This window comes from Flavobacterium sp. (assembly GCF_044338735.1).
Lineage (GTDB): Bacteria > Bacteroidota > Bacteroidia > Flavobacteriales > Flavobacteriaceae > Flavobacterium.
Genome location: NZ_JBIIWV010000020.1, coordinates 1 through 20,773 on the forward strand (window position 1 = coordinate 1; position 20,773 = coordinate 20,773).

Consider the following 20,773-nt stretch of genomic DNA (forward strand, 5'->3'; position numbering starts at 1 on the left):
AATAGCGTAAATAATATAAAGTATTTTGCCGTTGAAGTTATTGATCAACGTAGTGAAATTGCGCTAATATCCTCAATTTCTCATCCTGATTTAGGTGTTTTAAAACGCAGTATTGAACATAATTTACAACGTAAAGTAACAATACTTAAGCCTAACGAAATCAAATCATTACAAAATTATGATATTTTGATATTGTACCAACCCAATACTGCTTTTAAATCTATTTTCGATCAAAATAAAGTAGCCCAACTAAACACATTTATTATTACTGGGACTGCAACAGATTTCAATTTTTTAAACCAAGTACAAACAGATTTGTTATTTAATATGTCGGGCCAAAAAGAAGATTATTTAGCAACGTTTGAGCCGAACTTTAATTTGTTTTCACAAGCAAATATTGGTTTTGAAAAATTTCCACCTTTAGAACATAAATTTGGTACAATAGCCGAAAAAGGAAATCTAAACACCCTACTTTATGCACGAATTAGAAATGTTCAATTACAAAACCCTTTGTTGACTTTTTCAGAAACCAACAAAAAAAGAACTGCATATTTGTTAGGTGAAAATATTTGGAAATGGCGATTAGAGAGTCATTTAATAAATAAAAATTTTACTGATTTTGATTTGTTTACTGATAAAATTATTCAATATTTGAATTCTAATGCATCGAAGAAAAATTTAAATGTTTCTTTTGAACCATTTTATAATTCAAGTGAGAGTATTGAAATTTCTGCTGAATTTTTCAATAAAAATTATGAGTTTGATGAAAAAGCGCAGTTAACCATTCAAGTAGTAAATTCCAAAACAAAAGCTTTCAAAAAATATGATTTATTGAAGTCTATTTCAAATTTTAAAGTCAATTTAGATGGATTGCTTCCAGGTAATTATGCTTTTAAAATAATTGAAAAGAATTCTAACTCAAGTTTCGCAGGTTCATTTGAAATTTTAAATTTTGATTTAGAAAAACAATTTGTTAATCCTGATCAAAATCGATTAAAACAATTAGCTTCCAATACAAATGGCACTGTTTATTATCCAAATCAAATCGATAATTTAGTTGAAGCTTTACTCAAAAACGAAAACTATTTACCCATTCAAAAAGAAACAAACTCAAAATCGCCATTAATTGATTTGAAGTGGGTGTTACTTTTTTTAATTTCTGCATTGGGAATTGAATGGTTTACGCGTAAATACAACGGACTGCTATAACTTAAGTAAATCTTAAGAGGTTTTTAAGGCTTTCTTAAGCAAGTAGGTAATCTTTAAAACCAACTTTGTATAAATTTTATTTTATGAAAGTTGATTATTTATTTTCTAAACGATTTGCTGTTTTGTTGGGTTTTTCAAAATGGTTTTTATTGTTTTCATTACTACTCAGAATTTTATTTCTTATTTGGCAACTAAACGATGTGAATTTATCCATTATCAGTTTCTTTAGAATCTTAGGAACAGGATTTCTTTTTGATATTGGTGTGCTTTCATTTTTATATGTAATAAGTTGTTTATATGTAGTATTAATTCCTCAAAAATGGATTGGAAAGCCATTAGATAAATTATTTATCTATTCTGGAACTGCATTTAGTATATTGATTTTTGTCTTTACTTTTTTTGCAGAAATTACTTTTTGGGAAGAATTTAAATGTAGATTTAACTTTGTTGCAGTCGATTACCTTATTTATACATTTGAAGTTATTCAGAATATTCATGAGTCTTATCCTTTGTATATCTTAATCCCAACGATGTTTTTGATTTCTGGAATTATTTTTTACTATTTTCATAAAAAGGAATTGTTTAGTAAAGCATTTAATTCAGAACTATCATTTAAAAATAGATTAGTAAGTCTTATAATTTCAATTTTAATAATGCTATTTTATGTTTTTTTTATAACAAATTCTGAAGCTGAATGGTCTAAAAACAGATACAATAATGAAATATCAAAAGCAGGAATTTATTCCTTTTTTGCTGAGCTTAGAAATAACAAATTGGATTTTAAAACATTTTATACTGCTATTTCTGATGAAGAAGCGTTTCAATTGCTTCGAACTAATTTAAAAGAAGATAATTCCCAATTTCTCACTGAAGGATTTTCTATAAAGAGAAAAATATCGGATAGTATTAATTCTAATAAGAAACCTAATGTTGTTTTTATTTTAATGGAGAGCATGAGCGCTAGTTTTATGTCAAGATATGGAAATAAAAAAAACATAACTCCTTTTTTAGACAGTATAGCAAAACAAGGATTAGTGTTTAATAACTTATATGCAACCGGAAACCGTACCGTTAGGGGAATGGAAGCTGTTACTTTGTCAATACCGCCAACTCCTGGACAAAGTATTATAAAAAGACCAAATAATGATAATTTGTATACTATTTCTAATGTTTTTAAAGACAAGGGTTATCAATGTAATTTTTTCTATGGAGGAGATGGTTATTTTGATAATATGAATGCCTTTTATGGTGGTAATGGATTTGATATTTATGATAGGGGTAGAGGTAGTATTTTGAGTGATGCGATTAAAACAACTCGAAATAATATTGAAGATAATGAGGTAACCTTTGAAAATGCATGGGGAATTTGTGACGAAGATATTTACGCTAAAATGATAAAAGTAGCTGATGAATATGATAAAAAAAGAAAGCCATTTCTCAATTTCATTATGACGACTTCAAATCACAGACCTTACACATATCCAAACAATAAAATTGATATACCATCTGGATCGGGTAGGGATGGAGCCGTAAAATATTCTGATTTCGCAATTCAACAATTATTTAAAGTTGCAAAAAATAAACCTTGGTTTAAGAATACTATTTTTGTTTTTGTAGCCGATCATTGTGCAAGTAGTGCAGGTAAAGACGAAATAGATGTAAAGAACTATCAAATTCCAGCAATTGTTTATGGAAATCAATTCATAAAACCCCAAGAAATAGCTAAATTATGTAGTCAAATTGATGTTTTTCCAACTATTTTCGGACAATTAAATTGGAGTTACACCTCTAACTTTTTTGGAACAAATGTATTAGCTAAAAACTATAAAGAACGAGCGTTAATGGGTACTTATTTAAAACTAGCTCATAAAAAAGCTGACCAAATTAACATATTATCCAACCAAAAAATAAATTCATCCTACATTTGGAATTCGGTTTCAAATCATTTAAAACCCATTCCATTAAATCAATCAAAAATAAAGGAGACGATTTCATGGTATCAAGTAGCTGATTATCTATACTTGAATTCCAAATTAAAATAAACTTAATATTTACTTAAGCAATTTATTGAGTGCAATATTTTGATAAAAAAGTTGTTTATTTGTTATAGTTTAAATGTTCACATTCTAACAACTAAATGTTAGACTTTAGTTTATAAAATATTTAAAAATGAAAAAGATATTATTACCACTATTGCTTTTAGTTTCCTACTACGGACAAGCTCAAAATTGGTATACTGATTTTGAACAGGCAAAAAAAATAGCTACCGATCAAGACAAAAATATTATTATTGTTTTTTCTGGTTCAGATTGGTGTGCGCCTTGTATTAAATTGGATAAAAATATTTGGCAATCAGAGAGTTTTAAAAATGAAGCAGCAAAAGATTGGGTGTTAATCAAGGCCAATTTTCCTAGAAAAAAAGCAAATGAGTTGTCTAAGGAACAAACCGAACACAACCGAAAATTAGCTGAAAAATATAATACGGAAGGAAGCTTTCCATTGGTTGTTATATTGGATAAAAACGGAAAATTATTAGGAAAAATGGGATTTAAAAACGTTTCTCCTGAAGAGTATATTAAAATGATTCATGCACTAGAGAAAAAATGAGAATAGTAATACTTCTTTTTATCGCATTCGTTACTAGTTCAACATTTGGACAGCAGGTTTTTAAAAAGAAGAAAAACTTGTTGGGAAGTCCGTTTGAAATAACTGTTATTGCAACAGATTCAATTCAAGCAAATTTTTATACAGAATTAGCTATTTCAGAAGTAAAAAGAATTGAAAATTTAATATCCGATTGGATTCCAACCACTCAAATCTCTAAAGTAAATCAAAATGCAGGGATTGCTCCAGTAAAAGTAGATTTAGAAGTGTTTGAATTGGTTAAAAGAGCAATAAATATTTCAAAACTAACCGATGGTGCATTTGATATTAGTTACGCTTCAATGGATAAAATTTGGAAATTTGACGGCAGCATGAAAGAAATGCCATCAGCAGAAAACATAAAGAATTCAGTTGAAAAAGTTGGGTATCAAAATATAATTTTAAATAAAAATGATACTTCAATTTTTTTAAAGTATCAAGGAATGAAGTTAGGTTTAGGTGGAATAGGTCAAGGATATATAGCCGACAAAATTAAAATAGTATTACAAGAAAAAGGATGCACATCTGGATTAGTAAATGTTTCTGGAGATATTAATACTTGGGGGAAACAACCCAATGGTAAAGATTGGACGGTTGGAATTGTAAATCCCTTAAATAAAAATAAAGTTTTTGCAACATTTCCATTAAATGATAGTGCTGTTGAAACATCTGGAAGCTATGAAAAATATGTAACTTTTAATGGTAAACGTTATTCACACATTATTGATCCAAGGACGGGATATCCGGCAACAGGGATAGTAAGTGTTTCTGTTTTTTCAAAACAAACCGAATTAGCAGATGCTTTAGCCACAGGTATATTTGTATTAGGTATTGAAGTTGGATTGGACTTAGTAAATCAGCTCAAAGGAATAGGCTGTATCATTGTAGATGAAAAAGGAGCAATTCATGCTTCAAAAAATATAGACATTAAAAAATATCAATAAATGAAAAGAATTATTGTTTTAGCCATTATTGTAGTTGCTACAATTTCTTGTAATTCTGTTAAAGAATATGACAAGCAATATATTAATGACCCTGATATGAAATTATCAGCAAGAAGCTCAGAACGATATGAGACTACCTTCCAAGTTTATCGTGAAGCGGCCTCGGGTGCAAATGGAGGAAAAACTGGTGGCGGTTGTGGATGTAATTAATAAATTGATTAGAATGAAAATTAAATTTGTATTAACCTTGTTTTTTTTTAGCAGTATTGTTTTTTCGCAAGTAAAAGACTCTACAAATTTGGTCTATAAAAAGCGTGTGTTAGAAGGTATTGAGGTTGATTTTTTATTAAGTTATTATAAACAAGATGGTCTTCATTCATCAGTTTCCGGTGGATTGGGATCTGAAAAATTAACCGATTTAGCTTCAAATATTACCGTTTCCATTCCCTTAAACGATGATAATATATTAACAGTCGATGCTGGAATTTCTGCATATACTTCTGCTTCTTCAAGTAATATCAATCCTTTTAATGCTTCTGGAGCTTCGGGTGCAGGTGGTGATGATGATGATGATGACGGCAGAGTATCAACAGGTCCTTGGGGTACTCCATGGCAAGCATCTTCAGGTGCATCAGCTCAAGATGCATTAGCGTCATTCGTTATTAATTACAGTCATAATAGTGATGACCGAAATTTTATTTGGAACGCAGATTTAGCTTTTTCAAATGAATATGATTATACTTCTATTGGTTTTGGAGGAGGCGTTAGTAAATTATTCAACAATAAGAATACTGAAATTTCACTTAAAGCAAATGTATACCTAGATCAATGGCGTCCTATATATCCAACCGAATTGCATGAGTTTGGAACTTATGGATTAAATTTTCAAAACAATGGTTTCTTTAGTGGTATTACAATTTTAGACCAAAGTGGTAATACAACGACGAGTTATCTTCCAAACAAATTTAAGAATTGGGATGCCACAAATAGAAATTCATATTCTGCATCACTTGGATTTTCTCAAGTGGCAACAAAAAGAATGCAGTTTTCTTTATTTTTTGATCTACTTCAACAAGAAGGAATGCTGTCTTCACCGTATCACAGAATTTATTTTGCAGATAAAGCTAATTATTACATCGGACAAGCGCAGTATATTTCGGTTTATGAAACAGCACAAAATAATGGTGTGTATCGTTTAGCAGACGATATAGAACGATTGCCATCAACTCGTTTTAAAATTCCATTTGGTTCCAGATTGAATTATTATGTAAACGAACGATTAACCCTTAGGACTTATTACAGATATTATTGGGATGATTGGGGAATTACCTCACATACTGCAAGTATTGAATTACCAATTAAATTATCTGATAAATTTACGGTCTCTCCAACATACAGATACTACACTCAACAAAGTTCAAAATATTTTGCACCATACGAGACCCATTTGTCTACCGAAAATTATTATACATCAGATTACGATTTATCTACTTTTAATGCGCATCAGTATGGATTAGGTGTAAGTTATACTGATATTTTTGCCAATGCTAATATTTGGAAATTTGGTCTTAAAAATATAGATTTTAGATTTAATCATTACGACCGAAATGATGGTTTAAATGCCAATATTGTTACAATCGGATTTAAATTTGTACAACAATAAAAGTAATATTAAAAATGCATATTCTAATAGTTGAAGACGAAAAAGGAATTGTAGATTTCTTAAAGCAAGGCCTAGAAGAAGAAGGCTTTACTATTTCAACTGCTACAAATGGAAAGGACGGTTTAGAAATGGCTTTGTCTTTGCCAATTGATTTAGTGTTGCTTGATTGGATGATGCCAAAAATGACTGGAATCGAAGTTTGTAAAGCAATTCGGGAACATAAAAACACTCCAATTATTTTTTTAACCGCAAAAGATACTGTTCAAGAAACCATTGAGGGTTTAAAGTCAGGAGCTAATGACTACATCAAAAAACCGTTTTCTTTTGATGAATTATTAGAACGAATTAAAATCCATTTTAGAACAAGTAATGAGTCTCAAATTTTTACACTCGGAAATATTACTTTAGATAAAAGTAAATTCCAAGTTTTAATTGATCAAACAGAAGTTTCACTTACGCATCGAGAATTTGAACTCTTGGCCTACTTAATTAAAAATAAAGGTAGTGTTTGTACAAGAACTAAAATAATTGAAGATGTATGGGATATTCATTTTGAATACGATACAGGGGTAATAGATGTATTTATGAATGCTATTAGAAAAAAATTAAATTTAACCAAAGATCAAGATTTAATAAAAACCATTAGAGGAATAGGATATATAGCAAATGACTAAATTTTTTTCATTTTCATTTAAAAATAGAATTGCTTTTAATTATATTATTAGTGGCGCATTTCTTATTGCAATAGTTTTTCTTTTTATATACAATATTGTAAAATTTAGTGTTAATCAACATATAAACGAAGCCATTCAAGAAGAACTATATAAACATCTTGATGATGTTTCCACAGATTCTAATGAAACCTACTTAATTCATGTAGATCAATGGCGCGCTAGAGAGCACAATTCCATAAGTGTTAATCCAGTGTTTGTTGAATTTTATGATAATAACAAACAACTAATTGATAAATCACCCAATTTAAAAAATTCAAATTTAAAGTTACTTTCTGATGAACAGAACAATTTATTTATTGATGCTGTTCTAAATGAAATACCGGTTAGACAATTACAAACTGTTATTAGAAACAATAACAAAGTAGTTGGTTACTTAGTCGTGGCAATGTCAATGGAGGATTTTGAAATCGTTCAAATTTTAAAAAACATTCTAATTGTTATTTTTCCCTTAATTCTAATTGCTTTATTTTTCATAGCCCGATTCTTTGCCGGTAGAAGTATTTTGCCAGTAAAAACAATTATTGATACCTCAAGTCAAATTACACGAGATAATTTACAAATGCGTATTCCATTACCACCAAATAAAGATGAATTATACGCACTTTCTCAAAACATCAATAATTTATTAGATCGAATTGAGGATGCCATAGATCGAGAAAAACAATTTACTTCTGATGCCTCGCATGAGTTAAGAACACCATTAGCAATTATAAAAGGAACCATGGAGGTGTTGATTAGAAAGCCAAGAAATCAATACGAATATGAAGAAAAAATCAATTTTTGTATTTCTGAAGTTGATCGGTTGAATAAAATGGTTGATCAATTATTATTACTTGCCCGATTTGAGAATCAAAAGCAAAACATAAATAATGAATCTATCTATTTGAATGCGTTACTTTTGGATCAACTCACTCGTTTTTCGGAAAAAATTGCGACCAAAAAAATAACAATTAATTCTGATTTTTCGTCTGATTTTTATATCAATTCAGACGCTTATTTAGTGTCAATTATTGTTGGTAATTTAATTTCAAATGCTATTAAATACACGAATAACTTTGGAGAAATATCTATAATTTTATCTCAAAATAATGAAATCTTATCATTTACAATTATTGATAATGGAATAGGTATTTCACAAACTGATTTAGAAAAAGTGTTTCATTCATTTTATCGAGCTGATAGTTTAAATCATACTACTATTAAAGGAACTGGGCTTGGACTATCAATTGTAAAAAGACTTTGTGAATTGTTAAACATTACCATTTCAATTGAAAGTGAATTAAACGTAGGAACTATCATTAATTTAAGTTTTCCTTTAGCTAAACTTAAGTAGTCCTTAAGTTATATCATTTACTTTTTTCTTAACTTTAACCAAGAAAATAATTTAAAAAATAATATTATGAACGATGCGCATTTACATATGGTAGTAAACCATTTTCCAATCATTGGAACTATTTTTGGACTAGGAATTTTAATTGCTGGAATTTTCATGAAGCATACTGTTATTAAAAATGTAGCCTACATTCTTTTTGTAGTTGCGGCAATTTTTGCAGCGGTTAGCATGTCAACTGGTGAAGGAGCAGAAGAAATTGCTGAAAAATTACCTTCGGTTACTGATCAAATTATTCATGAGCATGAAGAAATGGCAGAAAAATTAGCTTTTGTTTTATATGCTTTAGGTGCGATTTCACTATTGGGTTTATATCTTAATTTTAAAAACCATACAAAAGCGGCAGCAGTATCTTATATTGCTTTGGTTGTTGCCATTATTGGTGTATTTTTTGGAAAACAAACAGGTACAACGGGTGGAGAAGTGCGCCATACTGAAATAAGAGCAAATACATCTTCAACAACAGCCGTTGATCAAAATGGAGCTGCAGCTGAAGAAGGTGATGAAGATTAATAAAAAAAATAAAAAAAACCACTTTATTGTTTGATAAAGTGGTTTTTTTATTGTCAAATATCTCTTTGTTTTTAGTTTGTTTATATTTGTAAAAAAGGAAAGTTATGCTACAAAATTCAATTTTTCATTTCTTGAACCAACTCAAAGAAAACAATAACCGAGAATGGTTTGCTGAAAATAAAAAAGCATTTCAGGTTGAAGAAAAACTTGCCAAAACTTTTTTTGCTGCTATATATACCGATTTAGAGAAAATAGACAGTTTAGATAAAATGCAGGTCTTTCGTATTTATCGTGATGTGCGTTTTTCAAAAAACAAATTACCTTATAAAAATCATTTTAGTGTAGGTTTCAACCGTGCCAAACCTTTACTTCGTGGTGGAATGTATTTACATATAGAAAACGAGGCTAGTTTTGTAGGTGGTGGTTTTTGGGAACCCAATGCGGCTGATTTATTTCGAATGCGCAAAGAAATTGAAATGGATGCTTCAGAATTGAGATCAATTATTACTGAAGAATCTTTTCAAAAGTATTTTAAAACACTAGAAGGTGAGGAGTTAAAAACCGCACCAAAAGGATTTGATAAAACACATCCCGACATCGATTTAATTCGTAAAAAGCAATTTTTATTAACCCGAAGTTTTACGAATAAAGAAGTTTTGTCTGCTAATTTTCAATCAGAAGTTATTGCTACTTTTAAAGCAATGCGACCCTTTTTTAATTATATGAGTGACGTGTTAAGCACCGATTTGAATGGAGAATCTTTGTATAATTAGTCAATTTTCAATGTGCCGATGTGTTAATTATTTTCTTTTAACAATTGGCACATTGACTAATTCTCTAATTGTAAAATTAAATTATCTGAATTTGACTTTTTAATCGTTCAATTAGTAAATTCATCATTCGTTTATTCAAATTTGACGAATTCAAAATGTATTCCTCGTATTCTAAAAGTGTAAAAAAACCAATTATCATTCCCTTTAATGAATTTCTAAATTTAATATCCCGCTGAATAGCATTTTCAATAAATTGCATTTTTTTTTCTGGCATAAAATCAAAAAAATCAACTTTTTGTTTAGTAATATAGTTTTTAAAAACAAGTAAAAAAAGATCATTTTGTATTTTAAGAATAGGGCGGAGGGTTTGATTTTGAAATTTTTCTTCTGAAGAAGATTCAGTTGTTATTGAACCTATAGCAACACCTCTAAGCGATAAAATGAGTTCGTCTTTCATTTTTTTGTTTTAAAATTAATTAAAAAATAGAAATAAAATCATTTTTTTAAATATTTTAGTTTAAATATTTTTTCTCAACATAAAAAGTACCAAATGGAATCAATGAGGCAATTATAATAATACCAAACGTTTTATAATCCCATTTTAGTGATGCTTTCAATATAATAGCTAAGAAAATATAGCCTATGAATAAAACTCCATGACTCATACCAATAGGGTACAAAAGTTGTTTATAAACGTCAACATAGTTTGGCTTAACAATCAACATATTAGCAAATAGTAACAGATATGAAATACCCTCAAGAATTGCGATAGTTTTAAATAATCGTAACATACAAATAACAGTATTAAAAAAGCTGCTTGAATGCAGCTTTAAATATTATGTAAAATAGAAAGTTTTAAAAAGATAAAAATGCTTTGTTATATTCTTTAATGTCTAAAAGATTGTTTTTTTTATTTAAATCTGTGAATAAAGAAAGGTAGTAAGTTAAACTTTCAATATTATTCGCATCTGAGAAAGCAACCTCGTTTACTATTTCATCGCTATCAATTGGTTCATCAGCAGGAATAGCAATTAAAAAAGCTTTTTTGATTTCTATATGTTCAGAAGCTAATCGTAACGATTTTGTAACTACAGGGTTTTGTAAATCTAATGTAATTTCTCTAATTTTCTTCAAGTCGGCAACGATTGATTCTACTGAAAATTTTTTCTTAAGCAGATCTTTTAAATTTTTCTCAAGTAGAAGTAAGGCTTGTTTGTTTTCCATGGTTGTTTAAAATATGAATCACAAAACTAATCCTATTTATAGGATTATACAAACGTTTTCTTATTTTTATAAGTTATAACACATTGAATTATAATATACATTATGTAAAATAGAATATTTAAGAATATGAAAGTATCATAAAAATTACTAAATTTGTTAAGTAAATAATATCCACTATTCCATGCAGAATTCTATTGCCGAAAATATAGCTACTTTCCTCAAACAATATGAGCCGTTCAATTTTATTGAATATTCGGATTTGAAAGCTATTGTATTAGATAGTAACATATTAACATTACAAAAAGGTAAAACATTATTTAAAATCAATGATGAATTACATGATTCCTTTTATATTGTATATTCTGGAGTAGTTCACTTGACCAAAGTTTTAGATGCCGAAGAAGTATTACATTCAAAATGTTATTCGGGTAATTTATTTGGTTTACGACCTTTTTTTGCTAAAAATAACTATGTTCTCAAGGCAACTGCTAATGAAGATGCTGTTTTATATGCTATTCCTATTGCTGTTTTTAAACCATATCTTACCAAATACACCGCTGTTTTAGATTATTTTTTGGAAAATTTTGCAACACAAGCCAAACCAAAAAAAGAAAATTATCAACAATTCAAATCTATTTCTGAAATTGATACTAGTTCCTCAGATACAAATTATTCCTATTTTCAAGATTTACAATATACTACAAGTCCTACTTTAATTGAGGCTAATTCATCAATTAAAAATGTAACGTTAAAAATGATTGCAGATAAATCAAGCCATGCATTAATTACGTACAATACTAAAATAGTAGGATTACTTACTGATGCTGATTTAGCAAAGAAAATTGGTGCTGGTTTGTATCAAATTGATGATATTGTCAATAAGATTATGAATATTAATTTTATAATAGTTGATAAAAATATTTCGGTGGCTGAAGCCCAACTCTTATTATTAAAGAATGAAACAACTCATTTATGTGTAACCGAAGATGGTACTCAAAATTCTGCAATCGTTGGTGTTATTTCAGAACGTGATGTTATTAACTCACAGTCAAATAACCCTGGTATATTAATCAAAGAAATTAAATCGGCACACTCATTAGATGAGTTAAAATATATTCATACGAAGTATTTAGACATCATTCAAAATTCATTTACAAAAAACATCCCTATTTTTCATATTAATGCCGTTGCAAGTGAGTTATTGTTTTCAATAATTCAGCAAAATATTCAAATTGCTATTGCTCAATTGGGCTCTCCTCCTGCCCGATTTGTTTGGTTAGCAATAGGAAGTCAAGGAAGAAAAGAACAGCTTTATTTAAGTGATCAAGACAGTCTCCTAATTTATGAAGATGTAGCGCCTGAAAAACAACGTGATGTAAAATATTATTTTGTTCAAATGGCTAAACTTGTCATTGTAAACATGGAAAAATTAGGATATTCATTATGTCCGTATGACCACATGGCAAGTTCTATTAAATGTTGCAGGTCTTTGACAGATTTTGTAAATTTATATCAAAATTGGATGGTAGCGCCAGGGGAAAATGCAGCCGATTTTAGTCCTATTTTTTATGATTTTGAATATGTGTATGGTGAAATTAAAATTAAGGATGCCCTTGAGAACGTAATCTATCAAAAAATAAAAAGTAATACTCTGTTTTTTGACTTTTTAGGCAATAAAGTTTTAAAATTACCCGAAGGATTAACCTTTTTTAAGAAAATTGCTGTAGAAGAAAACGGAACTAAAAAGGAATATTTCGATTTAAAACAAAAAGGATTGCAAGTTTATATTGATGCCGCACGATTATTTGCTTTGAGTTATGGATTAAAAGGAGTTAATAATACTTATTTACGTTATAAACAGCTAGCTATTAGTGATCCGAAAAATGCCGAAAATTATTTAGATTTTGCCGAAAATTATTTGCAATTACAACATTTTAGAGTAGAAGAAAGTATTGTTAACGATACAGATGGTTCATTCATAAAAGTTGCTAATTTGAATAAAGTGGATAAAGAAAAATTAAAAAAATGTTTGACTCAAACAGACGAAATTATTGAACTCATAAAAGATAAATACCAACTAACACAATTCTCATAAAACAATGCTACAGTGGTTAAATAATAATAAGTATCCAGAATTTTGGAAAAATTATCTTTCCAATTTCAAAGATAAATCCAATAAATATGTGGTATTGAGTATTGAATCAACGGGTTTAAATACTTCCAAAGATGTTATTTTAGCTTTTTCGGCAGTAACAGTCAATGCCGATAGAATTACAATTAGAGAAGCGCTTGAACTCTATATATCTTATTCAAAATCTGAGATTAATTTCGATCCAAATGATTTTTTAGTGGTAAGTAAAATAGAGAAAAAAACAGAACGCGAAGCTATTGAATTAATTGTTAATTACATTGGAAATGCTACAATAATTGGGCACAGGGTAAATCAGGATATTGATTTTTTAAATACAAGTTTAGCAAAATTTGATTGCGGAAATTTAAAAAATGAAGCTTTAGATATCGAGATCATGTTCAACAAAGTAAATGATACGGCAGATAAAAAATACCCATTGGATGCTATGTGCAAAACATTAGGTATTCCTGTAAGTGAACGGATTTCAGTCGCTGATGATACATTTTCAATAGCAATTTTATTTTTAAAGTTAAAAACAATTTTAAAAATTAAGTAGTTGTGATAAGATTAGAATTTTAAAAAGATCTCATAAAAAAACTAAAAAACTAGAGTTTGCCTTCTTTGATTTCATCCACTATTTCAGGATTAAGCAATGTTGAGATGTCTCCAAAGTTTGAGAAGTCACCTTCCGCAATTTTTCTTAATATTCTGCGCATGATTTTACCCGAACGTGTTTTTGGTAAACCATTCACAAATTGAATTTTATCTAATTTAGCAATCGGACCAATTTGATCAGAAATCAATTGGTTAATTTCTTTAGCCAAGTTATCTCGATCACGACTTTCCCCAATTTCTTTCAAAATTACAAAACCATATAACGCATTCCCCTTAATATCATGTGGAAATCCTACAATTGCACTTTCTGCAACTGCTGGGTGTTCGTTTATAGCATCTTCAATTGGAGCAGTTCCTAAATTATGTCCTGAAACAATTATTACATCATCTACTCTACCCGTAATTCGGTAATACCCTACTTCATCGCGCAAAGCACCGTCTCCAGTGAAATATTTACCTGGAAATGCCGTAAAATACGTTTCTTTATAACGCTGATGATCGCCCCAAATGGTTCTTGCTATAGAAGGCCAAGGGAATTTAATACATAAATTACCCGTGACTTGATTTCCTTCAATTTCGTTTCGTAATTCATCCATTAAAACTGGTTGAATTCCTGGCAATGGTAAAGACGCGTAAGTTGGTTTTGTTGGAGTTACGAAAGGTATAGGCGAAATCATAATTCCTCCTGTTTCGGTTTGCCACCAAGTATCAACTAATGGGCAACGCTTTCCTCCTACGTGGTCGTTGTACCAATGCCAAGCTTCTTCATTTATAGGTTCTCCAACAGATCCAATAACTTTTAAACTGCTTAATGGAAATTTTTGGACATAATCTAAATTTTCTTTGGCTAAAGCACGAATGGCGGTTGGAGCCGTGTAAAACTGATTGACTTGATGTTTTTCAATTACTTCCCAAAAACGACTAAAATCTGGATAAGAAGGAACTCCTTCAAAAATTACAGTGGTAGCTCCGTTTAAAAGAGGTCCGTATAAAATATACGAGTGCCCTGTAATCCAACCGATATCGGCAGTACACCAATACACATCATTCTCTTCGTAATTGAATACATTCTTAAAGGTATAAGCTGTATACACCATATAACCTGCTGTGGTATGCAACATTCCTTTTGGTTTTCCAGTAGAACCTGAAGTATATAAAATGAATAAAGGATCTTCAGCATCCATAATCTCAGCTACATTATTTCCCAAAGCAGCATCTAAAAGTGGTTGTAACCAAATATCTCGACCATCTTTCATATTAACAGCCGTATTTGTACGTTTAGCCACTAAAACTTTTTCTACACAAAGACATTTTTCCAATGCTTCATCTACGATTCCTTTTAAATCAATTGATTTATTTCCTCTAAATCCGCCATCAGAAGTAATTACCATTTTACATTCAGAATCATTAATTCTTGCAGCTACAGCAGAAGCTGAAAATCCAGCAAATACCACCGAATGGATAGCTCCTATTCGTGCACAAGCTAAAATGGCAACTGCCAATTCTGGAATCATTGGCAAATAAATACAAACTCTATCTCCTTTTTTAATTCCTTGATCACGTAAAACGTTTGCCATTTTTGAAACTCTTAAATACAATTCGTTATAAGAGATATGTTGTGCTGCTTCGCTGGGATCATTAGGTTCAAAAATAATTGCCGTTTTATCGCCTCTTTTTGCTAAATGCCTGTCAATACAGTTTTTAGAGATGTTGACTTTTGCATTTAAAAACCATTTGAAATTGGCTTCTTGCATGTCTACTTCAAAAACTTTATCCCATTTTTGATACCAAGTAAAATTTTCATCAGCAATACGATCCCAAAATTTCCTAGGTTCGCGTACTGATTTTTTGTACATTTTGAAATAGTTTTCTAAATCGCGTATTTTGTAATAACTCATTGCTATTTTTCGATTATCATTTATTAATGTAAATATACGTATTCTAAGGTTTTGAAAAAGAAATTTCGAACTAAAAAAATGTAGTTATGTGATTAGTTAATTATAAGTTTACTGATTTCAAAAAAAGTCTTTTTTTTATCCATAAAGTATAGTTAGATTTTTATTAATTTTACTTAATTTGTATAATAAACAAATATAATATGCAATTCGACATTCAAAACACCGAATCTTCGGCTTTATATAAATTATTGACTGGAACCGTCATTCCAAGACCTATCGCTTGGGTAGCCACTGTCGATGAAAATGGAATTGATAATTTAGCTCCGTTTTCCTTTTTTAATGTCGTTAGCGAAGATCCACCACACATTATGTTTTCAACCGTCCGAACGGGAAATAAAAATAAAGACACGTTAAATAATATTCTCGCCAATCAGCAATTTGTAGTCAATTTAGTTACGGAAGATGTTGTAGAACAAATGAATACTACTTCGCAATCTGTAGCAGCTGATGTTAATGAATTTCAATTAGCAAACGTAACTCCAATAGAATCCATTTACATCAAACCAAAACGAGTAAAAGAAAGCTTGGTGCAATTTGAATGCGAAATTGTGCATCATTATTTTATCGAAAAGCATCAAAACGGTGGCGCTTGTATTATCATTGGAAAAATAATTACGATGCATATTGACGACTCAATTTTGATGGAAAACCATAAAATAAATTTAGAAAAATACCAACCTGTTGCGCGTTTAGCAGGTTCAAATTATAGTAAATTAGGAGAAATATTCTCTATTAAAAGATAATAATTAATTATCAATTATCCATTGTTAATTATCCATTAAAATATGAAAATAACAGTTATAGGTGGTGGTCCAGGTGGACTTTACTTTTCGATATTAACCAAAAAAGCAATGCCACATTGCGAAATCGATATTTACGAAAGAAACAAACCTGATGATAGTTTTGGTTTCGGGGTAGTGTTTTCAGATGAAACCTTAGGCGAATTCTTAAAACGCGACATGCAATCGTATGAATTAATCCGAAGTAAATTTGCCTATTGGGATGATATTATTATTGCTAGAGATGGTGAATCCGTGAATATTGCAGGAAATGGTTTTTGCGGTTGTTCCAGAAAAACCCTTTTGCAATTATTGCAACAACGTTGCTTAGAAGAAGGTGTAAATTTGCATTTCGAACAAAATGTAGAGGATTTAGCACAATTTGCAGATTCCGATATTATTCTGGCTACAGATGGAATTGGAAGTTCCATTCGTACAAAATATCAACAGGAATTCGGAACAAAAGTCGAATTAAAAAAGAACCGTTTCGTTTGGTTAGGTTCAACAAAACCATTAGATGCTTTTACCTATTTTTTCAGAAGTACGCCTCACGGAACAATCGTGGCGCATTCGTATCAATATGAAGAAGGTATGAGTACTTGGATTTTTGAATGTAGCGATGAAACTTGGCAAAAACATGGCTTTGAAGTCACCAATGAAGCAGATACCATTTCAAAAATTGCCGAAATCTTCGCCGTAGAATTAGACGGTCACCCACTAATTTCAAATAAATCACACTGGCGACAGTTTCCGCACGTTACTAACCAAAATTGGTATCATAATAACATTGTTTTACTAGGCGATGCCAAAGCTACAGCCCATTATTCTATTGGTTCAGGAACAAAATTAGCCATGGACAGTGCCATTGGATTATCCGATGCCGTGATGGCTCACCCAAATAATGTACAAGCCGCTTTTGCACAATACGATAAAACCCGAAGAAATACGGTAGAAATGATTCAGTATGCCGCTATCGTTTCATTAGATTGGTTTGAAAATATGGATCGTCACATGCAACATACGTTTCAGCAATTTGCTTTTGGTTGCATGACCCGTTCTAAAAAAGTAACTTATGAAAACTTACGTTTGAGAGATAGTTCATTTACAGATAAAGTTTTGGTTGAGTTTAATGACAATTGCAATATCAATATCAAAAATCAATCAGCTGCGTTTTCAAAATTCAAACTAAGAAATTTAGAATTACAAAATCGTATCGTAATGTCTTCAATGGGGCAATATGTAGCAGAAAACGGATTGGTAAATGATTGGCATTTTCAGCATTATACATCAAGAGCCGTAGGCGGTTTAGGATTAATTCTGACCGAAATGACCGCTGTTTCTGATACTGGAAGAATTACTGAAGGATGCGCAGGGATTCATACCGAAAACCAAGTAAACGCTTGGAAACGAATTACTGATTTTATTCACCAATATACCCAAACAAAAATCGGAATTCAATTAGGACACTCAGGAAGAAAAGGCTGTTCAAAAATTCCTTGGGAAGAACAATTTCAGGGAAATAAATGGGAGTTGCTTTCAGCTTCTGCTATTCCTTTCAATGAAAATTATGATTGTCCAAAAGAAATGACTTTAGAAGATATGAAATTGGTTAAAAATCAATTTGTGCAAGCCTCAAAAAATGCTAATGAAGCTGGTTTTGATATGATTGAATTACAAGCGCATCACGGATTTTTATTGGCCTCTTTTTTGTCCCCGTTAACTAATATTCGTAACGATGAATTTGGTGGAAGCGTTGAAAATCGATTAAAATATCCAATAGAAGTTTTTACAGCCATTCGAGAAGTGTTTCCAAATGAAAAACCAATCTCTGTTCGAATATCAACAACCGATTGGGCTGAAAACGGAATTTCAGAACAAGATGTTTTTGTTATTTCAGAAGCGTTTAAAAAAGAGGGTGCTGATATTATTAATGTTTCCACAGGAAATACGGTTGCTAACCAAAAACCACAAACTGGAAGAATGTGGCAAACGCCTTTCTCAGATGCGGTTCGAAATACAGTTCATATTCCAACAATAACTGCAGGATATATTCAAGATATTGACCAAATTAACACGATTATTTTAAACGGAAGAGCCGATTTAGTAGCACTTGGAAGACCTTTGTTATTAGATGCAAATTTTGTACGAAATGCGCAAGCGTATGAACAATTTCGCGCAACAGATATTCCAAATTCCTATAAAATGGGCATTTCACATTTGTATCCATTAAAAGCTGCCGAAAGAAAACAAGCAGAAGGAATGAAAAAAGCGTTGAAACCTAAGAGTAATAAGAAGTAATTAATAATGAAAGATAATTTCGTTCAAATAAATTTACCTAATCTGGAATTACAACCAGAATATACCTTTTTGGATTTACCAAAATTCCAACAACCTGAACTATTGAATTGCGTAGATAAACTATTAGATTCTCACATCAAAGAAGGTCGAGGAAATTCGATTTGCATTCGAACTTTTGAAGAAACGTGGACGTATCAAGATTTGTATGAAAAAGCCAATCAAATTGCACATGTTTTAGTCGAAGATTTAGGTTTACAATCCGGAAATCGAGTATTATTGCGTTCGGCGAATAACCCAATGATGGTCGCGTGTTGGTTTGCGGTTTTAAAAGCAGGCGGAATTGTAGTTGCAACCATGCCATTATTACGTGCTAAAGAAATAACAACCATTATAGATTGTGCTGAAATTTCTCACGCCTTTTGCGATAGCGATTTAGCTGAAGAAATGAATTTAGTCCAATCAAATTTTCTAAAAAAAGTGAGTTTCTACAGAGATTCCGATTTAGAAAAATTAATGGCATCCAAACCAAAAACATTCGACAATTATCTATCAAAATCAGAGGATGTGGCACTAATTGGTTTCACTTCGGGCACCACAGGTTTACCAAAAATGACGGCGCATTATCACAAAGATATTTTGAATATTTGCGAAGCATTTCCAAATTATTCGTTGCAGCCCACTTCAAATGATATTTTTATTGGAAGTCCGCCCATTGGTTTTACTTTTGGTTTAGGTGGGTTGGTGTTGTTTCCAATGTATTTTGGAGCAGCAACTTTTTTAATCGAAAAACCAAGTCCAGATGTATTGTTGAAAGCCATTCAAGATTATAAAATCACGATTTGTTTTACAGCTCCAACCGCATGGCGAATTATTACAACAAAAATTCAAGACTACGATATTTCGAGTTTACGAAGATGTGTTTCGGCAGGTGAAACATTACCGTTAAAGGTTTGGCAAGATTGGTATGATGCCACAGGGTTAAAAATTATTGATGGCATTGGTGCTACCGAAATGTTACATATTTTTATTTCGTCAAACGAAGAGAACATGAAACCTGGCGCTACTGGAAAAGCGATTTCTGGTTACGAAGCAAAAATTATTGACCAACAAGGAAACGAATTACCAAGAAATGAAGCTGGAAGATTGGCGGTTCGAGGAATTACGGGTTGTAAATATTTGAATCGAGAAGAAAAACAACGCGAATACGTTGAAAATGGCTGGAACATCACAGGCGATATTTTCCGTCAAGATGAAGAAGGGTATTTTCATTTTGTGGCTCGTGGCGATGATATGATTATATCTTCGGGTTATAATATTGCGGCAATTGAAGTAGAATCCGTACTTTTAACTCATGAAAATATTTTAGAATGTGCCGTTGTGGGTTTACCCGATGAAGAACGAGGTATGTTGGTTTGTGCGCATATTGTTTTAAAAGAACAAGAAATGGCAGATGAATCTTTAAAAATTCAGATTCAAAATTGGTTTAAAAACACAGCAGCGCCATATAAATATCCAAGAGTAATTCATTTTGTGGATTGTTTGCCAAAAACAGAAACAGGGAAAATTCAACGATTTAAATTGAAATAATAATTAGTGTTTAAAAAAACAGAAATATGCAATTTATAAAACAAGAAAAAGTTCGTTTTCAACATATAGATTATGCCGGAATAGTTTTCTATCCGAGATTTTTAGAAATGCTCAACGGTTTAGTTGAAGATTGGTTTGAAGAAGCCTTAGACAGACCTTTTTCAAAAATGCACGAAACTAATGGAATTCCAACAGTTGATTTGAAAATTCAATTCAAAAATGCCGCACGTTTGGGCGAAATATTAACCAAAAAATTGTGGGTAAAAGAATTAAAAAACTCTTCAATAATTTGTGGATTTGAGTTTGAAAACG

19 protein-coding genes and 1 pseudogene are annotated in these 20,773 nt (G+C 30.8%); 16 read left to right on the top strand and 4 right to left on the bottom strand.

The genetic code is table 11. The features are described from left to right. The 10 genes and pseudogenes from ACIQZC_RS02590 to ACIQZC_RS02635 all read left to right on the top strand — a co-directional run. Positions 1-1,209, top strand: a pseudogene (locus tag ACIQZC_RS02590) (hypothetical protein); the annotation flags it as partial. Positions 1,210-1,292: 83 nt separating this feature from the next. Beyond that, complete coding sequence (locus tag ACIQZC_RS02595; RefSeq protein WP_396137674.1) at positions 1,293-3,251, top strand: LTA synthase family protein; 1,959 nt, start codon at positions 1,293-1,295, stop codon at positions 3,249-3,251. Between the two features lie 127 nt (positions 3,252-3,378). Continuing rightward, positions 3,379-3,816, top strand: a complete 438-nt coding sequence (locus tag ACIQZC_RS02600; protein ID WP_396137675.1) for a thioredoxin family protein — start codon at positions 3,379-3,381, stop codon at positions 3,814-3,816. Then, positions 3,813-4,796 carry an FAD:protein FMN transferase gene (locus ACIQZC_RS02605; RefSeq protein WP_396137676.1) on the top strand — a complete coding sequence of 328 codons (984 nt, stop codon included), beginning with the start codon at positions 3,813-3,815 and terminating at the stop codon, positions 4,794-4,796. Before ACIQZC_RS02600 ends, ACIQZC_RS02605 begins: the two co-directional genes overlap by 4 nt. Further along, entirely contained in the window at positions 4,797-5,006 is a 210-nt protein-coding gene (locus ACIQZC_RS02610) for a DUF4266 domain-containing protein (protein ID WP_396137677.1), read from the top strand. Between the two features lie 13 nt (positions 5,007-5,019). Beyond that, the gene (locus ACIQZC_RS02615) at positions 5,020-6,459 is read left to right on the top strand and encodes a DUF3570 domain-containing protein (protein ID WP_396137678.1); all 1,440 of its coding nucleotides are present in this window, start codon (positions 5,020-5,022) and stop codon (positions 6,457-6,459) included. A gap of 14 nt (positions 6,460-6,473) precedes the next feature. Further along, on the top strand, positions 6,474-7,133 hold the full coding sequence (locus ACIQZC_RS02620) for a response regulator transcription factor (RefSeq protein WP_396137679.1): 660 nt from the start codon (positions 6,474-6,476) through the stop codon (positions 7,131-7,133). After that, positions 7,126-8,526 (top strand): sensor histidine kinase, encoded by a 1,401-nt coding sequence (locus ACIQZC_RS02625; protein WP_396137680.1) that lies wholly within the window; start codon positions 7,126-7,128, stop codon positions 8,524-8,526. The genes ACIQZC_RS02620 and ACIQZC_RS02625 overlap by 8 nt, the downstream gene beginning before the upstream one ends. Positions 8,527-8,592: 66 nt before the next feature. Continuing rightward, on the top strand, positions 8,593-9,096 hold the full coding sequence (locus tag ACIQZC_RS02630; protein WP_396137681.1) for a hypothetical protein: 504 nt from the start codon (positions 8,593-8,595) through the stop codon (positions 9,094-9,096). A gap of 104 nt (positions 9,097-9,200) precedes the next feature. Then, a complete protein-coding gene (locus ACIQZC_RS02635; RefSeq protein ID WP_396137682.1) occupies positions 9,201-9,869 on the top strand; it encodes a DUF2461 domain-containing protein in 669 nt (222 codons plus the stop codon). Between the two features lie 76 nt (positions 9,870-9,945). On the opposite strand, the gene ACIQZC_RS02640 is transcribed toward ACIQZC_RS02635, so the two are convergent. The 3 genes from ACIQZC_RS02640 to ACIQZC_RS02650 form a co-directional block, all read right to left on the bottom strand. Further along, on the bottom strand, positions 9,946-10,326 hold the full coding sequence (locus tag ACIQZC_RS02640) for a glyoxalase (RefSeq protein WP_396137683.1): 381 nt from the start codon (positions 10,324-10,326) through the stop codon (positions 9,946-9,948). Between the two features lie 55 nt (positions 10,327-10,381). After that, the gene (locus tag ACIQZC_RS02645) at positions 10,382-10,660 is read right to left on the bottom strand and encodes a DUF3817 domain-containing protein (protein WP_396137684.1); all 279 of its coding nucleotides are present in this window, start codon (positions 10,658-10,660) and stop codon (positions 10,382-10,384) included. A 64-nt stretch (positions 10,661-10,724) separates the two neighbouring features. After that, positions 10,725-11,093 carry a hypothetical protein gene (locus tag ACIQZC_RS02650; RefSeq protein ID WP_396137685.1) on the bottom strand — a complete coding sequence of 123 codons (369 nt, stop codon included), beginning with the start codon at positions 11,091-11,093 and terminating at the stop codon, positions 10,725-10,727. A gap of 181 nt (positions 11,094-11,274) precedes the next feature. On the opposite strand from ACIQZC_RS02650, the gene ACIQZC_RS02655 reads away from it, so the two are divergent. Continuing rightward, positions 11,275-13,188 (top strand): DUF294 nucleotidyltransferase-like domain-containing protein, encoded by a 1,914-nt coding sequence (locus ACIQZC_RS02655; RefSeq protein ID WP_396137686.1) that lies wholly within the window; start codon positions 11,275-11,277, stop codon positions 13,186-13,188. 4 nt (positions 13,189-13,192) lie between these two features. Beyond that, positions 13,193-13,780, top strand: coding sequence for an exonuclease domain-containing protein (locus ACIQZC_RS02660; RefSeq protein ID WP_396137687.1), 588 nt, complete (start codon positions 13,193-13,195; stop codon positions 13,778-13,780). Between the two features lie 49 nt (positions 13,781-13,829). Here the strand turns inward: ACIQZC_RS02660 and acs are convergent, their stop codons facing one another. Further along, on the bottom strand, positions 13,830-15,737 hold the full coding sequence (acs, locus tag ACIQZC_RS02665) for an acetate--CoA ligase (protein WP_396137688.1): 1,908 nt from the start codon (positions 15,735-15,737) through the stop codon (positions 13,830-13,832). A 200-nt stretch (positions 15,738-15,937) separates the two neighbouring features. On the opposite strand from acs, the gene ACIQZC_RS02670 reads away from it, so the two are divergent. The 4 genes from ACIQZC_RS02670 to ACIQZC_RS02685 all read left to right on the top strand — a co-directional run. Further along, on the top strand, positions 15,938-16,540 hold the full coding sequence (locus tag ACIQZC_RS02670) for a flavin reductase family protein (RefSeq protein ID WP_396137689.1): 603 nt from the start codon (positions 15,938-15,940) through the stop codon (positions 16,538-16,540). A 42-nt stretch (positions 16,541-16,582) separates the two neighbouring features. After that, positions 16,583-18,874 (top strand): bifunctional salicylyl-CoA 5-hydroxylase/oxidoreductase, encoded by a 2,292-nt coding sequence (locus ACIQZC_RS02675; protein ID WP_396137690.1) that lies wholly within the window; start codon positions 16,583-16,585, stop codon positions 18,872-18,874. Between the two features lie 6 nt (positions 18,875-18,880). Continuing rightward, positions 18,881-20,461 (top strand): AMP-binding protein, encoded by a 1,581-nt coding sequence (locus ACIQZC_RS02680; RefSeq protein ID WP_396137691.1) that lies wholly within the window; start codon positions 18,881-18,883, stop codon positions 20,459-20,461. A gap of 26 nt (positions 20,462-20,487) precedes the next feature. Then, positions 20,488-20,773: acyl-CoA thioesterase (locus tag ACIQZC_RS02685; protein WP_396137692.1), on the top strand; the 286-nt coding region annotated here is incomplete at its 3' end.

Coding starts and splice junctions, on each gene's coding strand:
- ACIQZC_RS02600 (WP_396137675.1), top strand. CDS start 3,379: ATGAAAAAGATATTATTACCACTATTGCTTTTAGTTTCCTACTACGGA.
- ACIQZC_RS02670 (WP_396137689.1), top strand. CDS start 15,938: ATGCAATTCGACATTCAAAACACCGAATCTTCGGCTTTATATAAATTA.
- ACIQZC_RS02680 (WP_396137691.1), top strand. CDS start 18,881: ATGAAAGATAATTTCGTTCAAATAAATTTACCTAATCTGGAATTACAA.
- ACIQZC_RS02610 (WP_396137677.1), top strand. CDS start 4,797: ATGAAAAGAATTATTGTTTTAGCCATTATTGTAGTTGCTACAATTTCT.
- ACIQZC_RS02620 (WP_396137679.1), top strand. CDS start 6,474: ATGCATATTCTAATAGTTGAAGACGAAAAAGGAATTGTAGATTTCTTA.
- ACIQZC_RS02655 (WP_396137686.1), top strand. CDS start 11,275: ATGCAGAATTCTATTGCCGAAAATATAGCTACTTTCCTCAAACAATAT.
- ACIQZC_RS02660 (WP_396137687.1), top strand. CDS start 13,193: ATGCTACAGTGGTTAAATAATAATAAGTATCCAGAATTTTGGAAAAAT.
- ACIQZC_RS02640 (WP_396137683.1), bottom strand. CDS start 10,326: ATGAAAGACGAACTCATTTTATCGCTTAGAGGTGTTGCTATAGGTTCA.
- ACIQZC_RS02625 (WP_396137680.1), top strand. CDS start 7,126: ATGACTAAATTTTTTTCATTTTCATTTAAAAATAGAATTGCTTTTAAT.
- ACIQZC_RS02615 (WP_396137678.1), top strand. CDS start 5,020: ATGAAAATTAAATTTGTATTAACCTTGTTTTTTTTTAGCAGTATTGTT.
- ACIQZC_RS02595 (WP_396137674.1), top strand. CDS start 1,293: ATGAAAGTTGATTATTTATTTTCTAAACGATTTGCTGTTTTGTTGGGT.
- ACIQZC_RS02645 (WP_396137684.1), bottom strand. CDS start 10,660: ATGTTACGATTATTTAAAACTATCGCAATTCTTGAGGGTATTTCATAT.
- ACIQZC_RS02605 (WP_396137676.1), top strand. CDS start 3,813: ATGAGAATAGTAATACTTCTTTTTATCGCATTCGTTACTAGTTCAACA.
- ACIQZC_RS02630 (WP_396137681.1), top strand. CDS start 8,593: ATGAACGATGCGCATTTACATATGGTAGTAAACCATTTTCCAATCATT.
- acs (WP_396137688.1), bottom strand. CDS start 15,737: ATGAGTTATTACAAAATACGCGATTTAGAAAACTATTTCAAAATGTAC.
- ACIQZC_RS02635 (WP_396137682.1), top strand. CDS start 9,201: ATGCTACAAAATTCAATTTTTCATTTCTTGAACCAACTCAAAGAAAAC.
- ACIQZC_RS02675 (WP_396137690.1), top strand. CDS start 16,583: ATGAAAATAACAGTTATAGGTGGTGGTCCAGGTGGACTTTACTTTTCG.
- ACIQZC_RS02650 (WP_396137685.1), bottom strand. CDS start 11,093: ATGGAAAACAAACAAGCCTTACTTCTACTTGAGAAAAATTTAAAAGAT.